This is a genomic window from Sphingobium sp. (assembly GCF_035511395.1).
Taxonomy (GTDB): domain Bacteria; phylum Pseudomonadota; class Alphaproteobacteria; order Sphingomonadales; family Sphingomonadaceae; genus Sphingobium.
The window spans coordinates 1-11615 of the sequence record NZ_DATKFP010000247.1 but is presented as its reverse complement, the minus strand read 5'-3'; the positions used below and the strand labels follow the sequence as shown (position 1 = coordinate 11615).

The following is an 11615-nucleotide window of genomic DNA, read 5'->3' as shown; positions in this document are numbered from 1 at the left end:
GTCCTCGGAGAACCGCGCCGCCGCCAGCCTCGCGCAGAACTATCCGGGCGGCAAGAACGCCTTCGTCAAGGCGATGACCGCCAAGGCCCACGCCCCCCGTCCTGCGCGCGCGCGACGGTTCGAGCCGCTCGAACGGTTCGGTCAGGCGCGGCAGGCTGGGTTCGGGTACGCCGGGGCCGTCATCCTCCACCATGATGCGGATGAACGGGCCTTCGGGTTCGACAAGGATACGCGCCTGTCCGCCGCCGTAGCGAACCGCATTGTCCAGCAGGTTGGCCATCATGCGCTGGAAGGAAATATGGGAGACATGGGCATGGACGGCATGGGGCAGGGGCGCGACGTCCACATGCTGGTTCCGTTGTATGCGCTCTTCGGCGACCAGCGCCAGTTCAGCGCGAATGTCGCATGTCGCCATGTCCAGGTCGGTCGCGGCCGATTCCCGTGCGAAGGTAAGCGTGTCGCTCAGAAGGTCGCGCATTTCCTCGATATCCTTGGCCGCCAGCGCGCGCTGCTCCTCATCCTCGATAAATTCGCTGCGCAGATCCATGCGTGTGAGGTAGGTGCGATAATCATGTGCGATGGCGGCCAGCATCCGCGTTCGTTCATCCAGCAACGTTCGCAGATGCTGGCGCAATTGCCGGAACGCTTCGCCCAGTTCCACGATTTCGCGCGGGCCGTCGGGTTTGATCGCGTCGAGCCTGTCCTCCCGAACGGCGCGCGCCAGCCTTTCGACAGGCCGCGTCGTCTGCGCGGCCAGCCAGAGGATGACAGCGATATCGACAATCGCAACGGCGGCCAGGAACAGCATCAGATTGTTGACGATCTTGGTCAGCGGCGCTGCGACCATCTGTTCGATCATGATGGCTTTGCCGTCAGGCAGCGCCACCGATATCCGCACGGCGTTCATCGTGACGGCAGGGCGCATGTCGAGGTCGGCTGGACCGACGTCGCCCGATGTTTCGATGCGAAACGGCCTGCCGCCCAAAGCCTCCTGATAGCGGGACAGGGTCGCGGGCGTGGCAGAGGATGCCTGGCCCGCAGGCAGCGCCGCCAGCATGGTGACGCGCATGGTCGCATCGGAAAAGGCGCGGACAAGGTCGGGATGCGATCTGGGCGGCGTGCGTTCGAACGCGGTGACGACCAGTGCGACCTTTTCGGGAATGGGCACCCGATATAGCGGAGCCATCTTGCGCATGTCCGTCTGTTCCAGGAACAGCAGAATGACGGCAATCATGGCCAGCAGATGGAGCAGGACGATGAGGCCGATTCGCTCTCGCAACCGGGGCGGGCGCAGCTTCAGCATCGGGTGACAGCGGGGGAGAATAGATAGCCGTCGCCCCGCACGGTGCGGATCATCGCGGGTTCGCGCGGATCATCGCCCAGCTTGCGCCGAAGCCGGCTCATCTGCACATCGATGACGCGATCAAACGGGTTGGCATGGCCGCCCCGTGTCCAGTCGATCAGCAGCTCGCGCGACAGAATGCGGCGCGGGTGCAGGACCAGCGCATGGAGCAGGTCGAATTCGCTGGTGGTCAGGCCCACCGGCTCGCCCGCCGGGTTGGTCAGATCGCGTGCGCCCAGACGCAGCAGCCAGCCGTCGAAGCGGAAATTGTCGCCATTCTCCTCGCTGGCGGCCGTGTCTATGTCACGGGTCCGGCGAATGATGGAGCGCAGCCGCGCCAGCAATTCCCGCTTGTTGAACGGCTTGGCGAGATAATCGTCGGCACCGATCTCCAACCCGATGATCCGGTCGATCGGATCGTCCTTCGCCGTGACGATCAGGATCGGCAGGCGCGGCCAGCGGGCGCGCAGGCGCTGGCATATTTCCAGCCCATCCTCGCCGGGCAGCATCAGGTCGAGGATCAGGCAATCGAGCCGTTCCAGCACGCCATCGACGTCGAGACCGGCCGAATTTTCCATGGCCAGAACTTCAAACCCCTCACGGGTCAGCAACATGCGCACCAGGTCGCGAATGCCGGGATCATCCTCGACGATCGCGACCTTGCCATTTGATGCCTGCGTTTCGGCAACCATGCCATACCCCTTCGTCGTCAGCGCCTGTCCCGATGGTGCGGCGCCCCTGAAAACATCTAGCATGTTTCCAGGGGCAATCGATCATTTGCCACGCTTTGCGGCGGCAGCGCGCAGTTCGTCCGGCGTGACCTTGCCGTCGTGGTCCGCATCGATCATCGCGAAACCGCGATCCCGGCGACCGGCCGCCTTCCATTCTTCCAGCGACAGCGCGCCATCCTGATTGGTGTCGGCCTTGGCGAACATTTCCTGTGCCTTTGCCGACGCATCCTGCGCCATGGCGGCCGGGGTCTGGGCCAGGGTCATGGCGGCCAGCGACAGGGCGATCGTCAGATATTTCATGTCATTCTCCTTGTATCAGGCCCAAAACGAGCGTGGCCGATATAGCGCGCGCAACCGCAGCATGTTCGATCCCCAAGTGAAGACAGATTACAGTTTGTAACAGCGCGATCCGGCGCCGATCCCGCTGCAAATATCCGATACATTATGTGGCAAGGCCGTTCATGACCCGGTGCGACATGTCCCGTCCCGCGCGCCCTTTGCTGACGCGGAGAAGGAGTATGCATCATGACATTGCGCCAATTCACCACGATCATTGTTTCGGCCCTGGCCATGGTGGCCAACATATCAACCGCCGAAGCACGCAACCGCTCTTTTCATCATAGCCACAGCCGCAACGTGCAGGGGCCGAATGGGCGAGGACTGCACACCAGCTACAATGCCTCGCGCGGCGGCGGGCAGGCATCCATGACTCGCAATGTCCAGACCAATGAGGGACGTGGCCTCAGCAGCCAGCGCGGGTATCAGGCGCAGGACGGGCAATTTCACGGCTCCACCAGTCATGTGACCAACAGCGGAAAAAGCTGGGGACGATCGACCAGCGCGACCGCCAATGGCGATGGGACCGCAACCTATCATCGCAACATGACCGGTCCCAATGGCGGGTCGGCCTCATGGTCCGGCACTATCGGCGCCGGACCGCGCTGAACGCGCGCCTGTAGCGACGCCGGCCTGTTACATAGCGTTACAAAGTGCGTATCAGATTGTTGCAGACCTGCTCCATTCCCTTGGCCTTGCATGAACCGGCCTGCCTCGGCGGCCTTTTCCCATGGGGATGGAATGGCACGTTTTGCTCATATCGTACCGATCGCTTTGATGCTGCTTCCGGCCTGTCGGGATGAGCCGCGGGTCAGGGATGAACGACGCGCCGTGGCCGTCCAGCGCATCGGCGCCGATGCCGGCATCGGTACGACCTATGCCGGCGAAATCCGGTCCGCCTTCGAAAGCCAGATCGGTTTCGAAGTGGCGGGCCGGATCGTCGAGCGTAGGGTTGACCTTGGCAGCAGTGTCCATGCGGGCCAGACGCTGCTGCGTCTCGACAACAGCGACTATGCGCGAGCGCTCGATAGTGCCGCGGCGCAGAGCAGTTCTGCCCGTACCGCCGCCGCCGTGCAACAGGCCGATCTGGCGCGATCGCGCGAATTGCTGAAGCAGGGCTTCATTTCCCCCGCAGAGTTCGACCAGCAGAAGGCTGCGGCCGTTCAGGCGCAGGCGCAGTTGCGCGCCGCCGGCGCCCAGAGCGGCACCGCATCGGCGCAGTTGGGCCGCACCATCCTCACGGCGCCGCGCGCCGGCGTCGTCACGCAGATTCAGGGTGAGGTTGGTCAGGTCGTAGGCGCAGGACAGGCGATCGTGACGCTGGCCGATCCGTCCCGGCCGGAAATCGCCGTGGCGCTCCCTGAAGGCAGTCTGGACCGGATCCGGTCCGCGTCGCGATTGAGCGTGAGCGGGTGGAGCAGTCCGGGCCGGCATTATGCCGCCAGGCTTCGCAGCATATCGGGCGCTGCCGATCCCGCGACGCGGACCTTTGCGGCACGCCTGTCCGTCGATGCGCCGGCACAGGCGCTGCTGATGGGCGAAACCGCCGAATTGCGGGTCGAAGGCGATGCCGGCGACGCCGCCGTCCGCGTGCCGCTGACCGCCGTGCTGCAATCCAACGGGCGCGCGCAGGCATGGGTACTCGACCGGCGAACGATGGTGGTGCAGCCGCGCGCCGTGCAGATCGGCGCGGCGCAGGGCGACATGCTGACCATCCGGTCCGGCCTGAAACCGGGCGAGACCATCGTCACGGCGGGGGTGCATCTGCTGCGTGCGGGCGAGAAGGTTCGTATCGTGCAGGTGCCGCAGTCATGAGCATCGACATGAAGGGCATGAACCTGTCCCGCTGGGCGCTCACCCATCAGCAGATGGTCGGCTTCCTGCTGGTGCTGGCGGCCGTTGCGGGCCTGTTTTCCTACATGGCGCTGGGTCGCAAGGAAGACCCCGAATTCACAGTCAAGACGATGATGATCACCGTCGGCTGGCCCGGCGCGACGGCGCAGCAGATGTCGCAACAGGTTATCAAGCCGATCGAGACGGTGTTGACCGAGAATATCGCCGAGATCGATTATGTGAAGAGCAAGGCTCGGCCGGGTCAGGCGACGCTCAACGTCACGCTCATATCGACGGTCAAGAGCAGTGCCGTTCCCGATATCTGGTACCGCATCCGCAAGACCGTCACCGACAATCGCGCAGACCTGCCCGACGGGGTCGTCGGACCGGCCTTCAACGACGAATTCGGCACGACCTACGGCAATATCTATGCAGTCACTGGGGACGGTTTTGCCTATCCGGTGCTCAAACGCTATGCTGATACGCTGCGGGACCGCATCCAGGCGCTGCCCGATGTCGCCAAGACGCAGATCATCGGCGCGCAGGATGAAGCCATCTATGTCACCTATGACAGTGCGCGTCTCGCCATGTCGGGCATCTCTGCGCAGGCGATAGCCGACGCGCTCGACACCACCAACGCGGTCGCTTCATCAGGGATCGTCGAAGCCGGCGCGGAACGCGTGCGGATGCAGGTGACGGGCGATTTCGCATCGGTGGAGGCCATTGCCGCCACGCCGATCGTCGCCAATGGCAAGAGCGTTCGGCTCGACGCCATAGCCAAGGTTGAACGCAAGCCGGTCGATCCTGCGACGTTCAGGATGCGTTTCGGAGCGAAGGACGCGGTCGGTGTGGGCATCAGCCTGCGGTCGGACGGTGACGTCGCGCGCCTCGGCGAGGATCTGAAGCGCACGATCGCTGCCCTCCAGTCCGAAATGCCGGTCGGCGTGGGCATTCATACCGTGTCCGACCAGACCCATGTGGTCGACGAATCCGTCGGCGAATTCACGACATCGCTGATCGAGGCGATCGTCATCGTGCTGGCGGTGAATTTCCTGTCGCTGGGCTGGCGGCCGGGCATCGTGGTGGCGCTGTGCATCCCGCTGGTGCTGGCGATGACGTTCCTGTGCATGTTGTATATGGGCATCGACCTTCAGCGCATTTCGCTGGGCGCGCTCATCATTGCGCTGGGTCTGCTGGTCGACGACGCGATCATCGTGGTCGAGGCGGTGGCGACGCATCTGGAGGCGGGATGGACCCGGACGAGGGCGGCCGTCAGCGCCTATAGCGTGACGGCGGTGCCGATGCTGGTCGGCACGCTCATCACCGTCGCCGGTTTCCTGCCGATCGCCATGTCGAAGGCGACAGCCAGCGAATATGTGATCTCGCTGTTTCAGGTAATCGCCATTTCGCTGATCCTGTCGTGGATCGTCGCGGTCATCTTCACGCCGTTCATCGCCTATCATCTGCTGCCCCAGCGCGGGGATGCGCGTGACGACGCCGGTGAGCCCGAAGAACAATATGAAGGCCGCTTCTACGGCTGGTTCCGGCGCGTGCTCGACCGATGCCTCGACCGGCGCAAGACGGTGGTGGCGGTCGCGCTCGCCATGTTCTTGGGGTCGATGCTGCTGTTCCAGATCGGCGTGCCGCGTCAATTCTTTCCCGCGTCCGACCGACCCGAACTGGTGGTCGACCTTCAGCTGTCGCAAAATGCAAGCTTCGCCCAGACGCAGGCGGTTGCCGCCCGCATGGAACAATTGCTGGCGCGCGATGACCGGGTGACGTCCACCACCAGCTATGTCGGGGGCGGATCGCCGCGCTTCTACCTGCCGCTCAATGTCCAGACGCCCGATATCACGCTGGCCGAACTCGTGCTCCAGACCAGGGATGAGGAAGCGCGCGAAGGCGTGATCGCCAGCATCCAGAGCCTGTTCGCCACGCATTTTCCCGAAGCGCGCGGCCGGGTCAGTCGTCTGGAAAATGGCCCGTCGGTCGGCCAGCCCGTGCAGTATCGCGTGGCGGGGCCGGACCTTGCGCAGATCATGCCGGTCGCAAAGAGGCTGGAGGAACTGATCCGTGCGGACAGTCATGCGCGTGACGTGAACAGCGATCTGGGCGAACCGCTCAAGGCCATTCGGGTCGACCTGGATCAGGACAAGGTTCGCGCGCTCGGCCTGTCGACGCAGGCGGTGCAGCAATCGTTGCAGGCGGCGATCGGCGGGGCGGGTACGACCAGCTTTCGGGATCGCGATCTGGCGCTGGACGTGGTGCTTCGCCTGAGCGCGGCAGAGCGGACCGACCTTGGTCGCATCGCCAACCTGCCGATCTCCACCCCCAATGGCGCCGTGCCGCTGGCCCAGCTTGGCCATGTATCGGCGGGCAGCGAACCGGCCGTCATCTACCAGCGCAACCGTCAGCCGACCATCACCATCTCCGCCGATGTCGAAGGCGAGCAGGCAAGCGACCTGACGAAGCGGATCGAACCGCAGATCGAGGCGCTGCGCCGTGACCTTCCGTCCGGCGCCTCCATCGTCAAGGGCGGGTCGGAAGAACAGAGCAGCATCAACCAGAAGGCGACCATGGCCGCCGTGCCCTTCGCCATCTTCGTGATCGTCATCCTGCTGATGCTCCAGCTCCAGAATGTGAAGCGGATGCTGGTGGTGCTGGCGACCGGGCCGCTGGCGCTGATCGGCGTGGCGCTCATCATGGCCCTGTTCCGCATCCCCTTCGGCTTCGTCGCCATGCTGGGATCGCTGGCGCTGTTCGGCATGGTGCTGCGCAATTCGGTCATCCTGATCGCGCAGATCGACACGTTGTCGGGCCATGGCCTGGCGATGCGGGAGGCCGTGCGCGAAGCCGCCGTCCATCGTCTGCGCCCGATCCTGCTGACCGCGCTCGCTGCCATCCTCGCCATGATCCCGCTCACCCGGTCGACCTTCTGGGGGCCGATGGCCTGGGCGATCATGGGCGGCCTGATGGTCGCCACCATCCTTACCCTCATCGTCCTGCCCGCGCTCTACGAGCTGGTCTTCGACCGCCCGCAGCATCGCGCCGGCAGTCAGGAGATTTCCGCATGAAACGCCTTTTCCTCTGTACCGCAGCGGCCATGCTCGCGCCGCCCGCCCATGCGACCGACCTCATGGAGGCATGGCAAGCAGCTGCGGCCCATGATCCCGATCATCTGGGCGCGCAGGCTGAGCGCGACGCCGGGCAGGAGGCCGCCGTTCAGGCGCGGGCGCTCAAGCGGCCCAGCGTACAGCTTCAGGGCGGATACCAATATAATGTCACGGAAACCAACGCCAGTTTCCCGGAAGAACTGGGCCCCGTCTTCACCGGAAGCCGATCGAGCGGCCGGGCGAGCGTCGGGGTGCAGGCGGTCCAGCCTTTGTATGATGCATCGAAACATGCCCAGTCGATCCAGCTGCGCGAAAAGGCGGCCGGCGCCGATGTGCAGTTTGCCGGCGAGCAGCAGCAACTCATCCTTCGGGTATCGCAGGCCTATTTCAAGGTGCTGGCGGCCGAGGACAGGCTAAGCTCCTATCAGGCGCAGGTCGATGCGGCGGAACAGCAACGCCGCGGCGCGCAGGCGCGTTTCGATGCCGGGCGCGCGCGCATCACCGACGTGCGCGAGGCAGAGGCCCGCCGCGACGCGAGTGAAGCGCAACGCATCGGCGCGGAGGCCGAACTGGCCTATGCCCGCGCCGATTTTTCCGAACTGACGGGCTTGCAGGGGGAAGGGTTGGACCGACCCGCCGGGAATTTCGCCGCGCCGATGCCGCTTGCGACGCTGGAAGACTCCGTCGAGCAGGCGGAGCGCCAATCGCCGCTGGTGAAGGCGGCCGAGCATCAGGCAAAGGCCGTCGGAGCCGATATCGACCGCTATGGCCTTGCGGGACGCCCCGTCGTCGAAGGCGTCGCCGGTTATCAGGGCCAGTATCGGCTGGGCGGGGAAGGGGGCAATGGCATCATTCCCGACCGCATCCAGTCGGCGTCGGCCGGGCTGCGCATCACCATCCCGCTCTATGCCGGCGGGGCGATCCAGTCGAAGGAGCGGGAAGCCCGCGCCAACGCCACCAAGGACGCGCGCGCCCTGGATGCCGCGCGGCGGGATGCTCGTCTTCAGGCGCAGCAGGCCTGGCATGCCGTATCGACCGGCGCGCGCCGCATAGCGGCCCTGAACACCGCGAACCGGTCCGCCGGCTTGCAGCAGGATGCGGCCAATACCGGGCGAGAGGTCGGCATCCGCACGCAGGATGATGTCCTGAATGCCCAGAGCCAGAGCTTCTCGACCGACCGCGATCGGCGTCAGGCCATATATGATTATATGACGGCCCGGCTCCAGCTCGCCGCCGCGACCGGCGATCTGGGCGATGAGGCGTTGGCCGGAGTGAATGCGCTGATGAAATGATCGTGTCTGGCGATCAGGCCGTTCGAAGCGGCACCGTCGAGGGGGGTATGTCGATCATGATCCTCAGCGGCTGTAGCGTGCGGGAATCTGCTTTGACGGGTAGGTCACGCCTCTTGCTTGTGAATTTGCCGGATCAGCCACCGCGTCGCTCAATGGGAAAGCAAGAGCTGGCCACGTCACGCGACGAATCTGGAGAACGAGTAAATCTTCAACACCAGGTTGACTGACTGGCCAGAACTAACCTCGAAATTGCCGCGTCCTCTGCCCTGAAAAGCAGTCAATCCGCACCTGGAAATCTGAAATTCCTGGCTGAAACTCCGACAACGATCGCTCTGAGACCTGCTGGCTGCGTAAATGCTCGGCCAGCAGGTCTCCGACGCTCAAATTTCTCGGTTCTGTTTGTCTTAATAACGGAAGCGCACGCCAATCCGATAGGCACGCCCGATAGTGTCGTAGAGGGTCGGATTAGTTTGAAGGCTCGCACCGCCGATCGCTGCTACCACGGGTGGATCCTTGTCGAACAGATTCTCGATCTTGCCGAAGAGTTCCAGCTGTTTACTGGCACCAGTCTGGAAGCGATAGACGCCAGCAAGATCGACATAGGCAGCGCCCTTGATCCGATTGTCGTCGATATCCACACCTGATTGCCAGCTATTGTCGTAAACCCCGGCGCTGATCGTCCGCAGCGTCACGAGGCCGGAGAGTTTTTCGTCGTCATAGCCCAGCGTTGCGAACCAGCGCCACTTTGGCGCGTCGCCGGTGTTCTGGCCCGCTGCTTCGGTCCGCACGCCGCCGTTGACGGTGGTGCGCCGGGCGATATGCGAGCCGAGCGCTCGCAGCGTCACCGTTCCATCCAGATTGGATGCGATGTCGCCAAGCGGCTGGCGGAAGCTGGCCTCGACATCCACGCCACGGGTCTTGAGTTCCGCCACGTTGACCGGCCGCGTGATGATGCGAGTGATATTGCCGTCCGCATCGCGCTCGACATTGCTGCACAAGGCCTGCTCGCCGCGATAGCAGCGATCGACCAGATCCTGGGCGCCCAGGCTGGCGATCGCGTCCTTCAGCTTGATCGAATAATAGTCGATCGAGGTGGTGAACTGCGGTAGCCAAGAGGGGCTGTAGACGGCGCCGAAGCTGACCGTATCGGCCTTTTCCGGGCGCAGTTGCGGGTTGCCAATCGTTACCCGCGTGGTCCGGACCGAGGTCAGCTCATTGGCGGGATCCAGTACGTCGACCGCGCCGGTCTGGCCAGCGGTGAACAATTCGCCCAGATTGGCGGCGCGGATATCGCGCGAGAGCACGCCGCGCAGGCGCAGGTCGTTGACCGGCTTCCAACTCAGGCCCAGCTTCCAAGTCTCGACGCCGCCGCTGGTGCTGTAGTCGGTGTAGCGCCCGGCCGCATTGAGTTCGAGCGATTGCAGGAACGGCATATTCTCCGCCAGCGGCACGACGATTTCTGCGTAGGCTTCCTTGACATCGTAGCTGCCGTTGGTGCCCTTGAAATTTCCGGTGTAGAAGCCGTTGACCGCAGAGACATCGTCGCCCGAGCCAGACACCTCTTCCTTGCGATACTCGGCGCCTACGGCCAGGCTGACCGGGCCGGCCCACAGACTGAAGGGCTCACCGCTGATGCTGGCCGCCGCGACATTCTGCTTGAGCGAGAGCTGCTGCCAGGCGGTGCCCTTCACATAGGCGATGGCGGACGGATCGGCGACGCCATAGCCGAAGATGTTGAGCGGCACGCAGCCATTGCTCGGTGCGGTCAGGGTAGAGCGGCAGACGATGCGGCCGCTGGTATCGCGCACCGCGTCGATCGCTTCGGCAAAGCGGGCGACATTGGTGGTATTGTAGAGCGTCGAGCGCGTATCGGTCTGGCCATATTGATAATAGGCGTCCCAGCGCCAGTCGCCGAAGACTTTGCCCTCCAGCCCCAGCACCGCGCGATAGGTCTTGCGCGTCGCCTCATTTTCCGGTCGACCCAGATCGTAGGTGGAATAGCCGTAGCGGAACGAACTGATTCCCAGTTCCGCCGCGCGGGCGCGAACGCCGGCGTCGAGGAAGGGGTTGGTCGCCGACATGGTGAGATTGCCCTGATAGCGCTGATAGGCGGACAGGTTGTTGGTTTTGGAATAGCCGTAGGAGCCTTCGGCGATCAGTGTCAGATCATCGGTCAGATCATAGCTGACCCGGCCGAACGCGGCCCAGTGCTTCAGCTCGGAATCGAGCGCATTGACGTCCCCTTCATACCAGCTGTTACCGCCGACCATCAACGGCGCGCTGATCGGGCTGCCAAGCTGGAACGCCATCGGCACTCCGCCTTCGCCGAACTGTGTGTTGGCCAGACCGGTGGAGGTGATGACGCCGCCCTTGGCGACATTGGAATAATTTACGTTGCTGGCGATGATCCGCTGCGGCTGGCCATTGGTCGGCGTGTAATTTGGGTTGGACAGGAGATTGGTCTGGTTGAACCATTTTCGCTTGTCGCGATCGATGCTGTTGATGCCGGCCTGATAGGCGCCCTCGACGCTGAGCAGAACATGGCCGCGCCCGTCGGCAAAGGGCGTGCCATAGGCGAGATAGCCGGTTGCATTCTCGTCATCGCCGCGATCGGTGATGCCGCCGGACAGCGATCCCTTGATGCCGGTGAACTTCTTCTGGAGCACGAAGTTGACCACGCCGGCGACCGCGTCGGAGCCATAGGCGGCTGAGGCGCCCCCGGTCACGATGTCGACGCGCTCGACCAGGGCGCTCGGCAGATTGTTGACGTCGACAGCCGAATTGACGGCGGAGGCGACGACGCGGCGCCCATCAAGCAGGACCAGAGTGCGGTTGGAGCCGAGCGAGCGCAGGTTCAGCGTGTTGAGGCCGTTGGTGCCGGTGCTGGTATTATTGTTGCCGGTGCGCGTGGTCGAACTGCCGCTGACCTGTGGCATCTGGTTGACGAAATCGGCGATATTGGCTGGTG

7 protein-coding genes and 2 pseudogenes are annotated in these 11615 nt (G+C 64.0%); 5 read left to right on the top strand and 4 right to left on the bottom strand.

The annotated features are described in order from the left end of the window. A pseudogene (locus VMR39_RS30530) lies at positions 1-49 on the top strand (hypothetical protein); the annotation flags it as partial. A gap of 90 nt (positions 50-139) precedes the next feature. On the opposite strand, the pseudogene VMR39_RS30525 reads toward VMR39_RS30530, so the two are convergent. The 3 genes and pseudogenes from VMR39_RS30525 to VMR39_RS17380 form a co-directional block, all read right to left on the bottom strand. Beyond that, positions 140-808 (bottom strand): annotated as a pseudogene (locus VMR39_RS30525) (ATP-binding protein); the annotation flags it as partial. Between the two features lie 488 nt (positions 809-1296). Further along, positions 1297-2097 carry a response regulator gene (locus VMR39_RS17385; RefSeq protein WP_325417375.1) on the bottom strand — a complete coding sequence of 267 codons (801 nt, stop codon included), beginning with the start codon at positions 2095-2097 and terminating at the stop codon, positions 1297-1299. Between the two features lie 18 nt (positions 2098-2115). After that, the gene (locus tag VMR39_RS17380; protein WP_325417373.1) at positions 2116-2373 is read right to left on the bottom strand and encodes an EF-hand domain-containing protein; all 258 of its coding nucleotides are present in this window, start codon (positions 2371-2373) and stop codon (positions 2116-2118) included. Between the two features lie 225 nt (positions 2374-2598). Here VMR39_RS17380 and VMR39_RS17375 point away from each other — a divergent pair, with 225 nt between their 5' ends. From VMR39_RS17375 to VMR39_RS17360, 4 genes are all read left to right on the top strand, one after another. After that, positions 2599-3018, top strand: coding sequence for a hypothetical protein (locus VMR39_RS17375; protein ID WP_325417371.1), 420 nt, complete (start codon positions 2599-2601; stop codon positions 3016-3018). A gap of 132 nt (positions 3019-3150) precedes the next feature. Then, positions 3151-4224 (top strand): efflux RND transporter periplasmic adaptor subunit, encoded by a 1074-nt coding sequence (locus VMR39_RS17370; RefSeq protein ID WP_325417366.1) that lies wholly within the window; start codon positions 3151-3153, stop codon positions 4222-4224. Continuing rightward, entirely contained in the window at positions 4221-7316 is a 3096-nt protein-coding gene (locus VMR39_RS17365) for an efflux RND transporter permease subunit (protein WP_325417364.1), read from the top strand. The genes VMR39_RS17370 and VMR39_RS17365 overlap by 4 nt, the downstream gene beginning before the upstream one ends. After that, a complete protein-coding gene (locus VMR39_RS17360) occupies positions 7313-8647 on the top strand; it encodes a TolC family outer membrane protein (protein ID WP_325417362.1) in 1335 nt (444 codons plus the stop codon). Before VMR39_RS17365 ends, VMR39_RS17360 begins: the two co-directional genes overlap by 4 nt. A 404-nt stretch (positions 8648-9051) precedes the next feature. Here VMR39_RS17360 and VMR39_RS17355 read toward each other — a convergent pair. Beyond that, the coding region (locus VMR39_RS17355) for a TonB-dependent receptor domain-containing protein (RefSeq protein ID WP_325417360.1) at positions 9052-11615 on the bottom strand (2564 nt) is incomplete at its 5' end.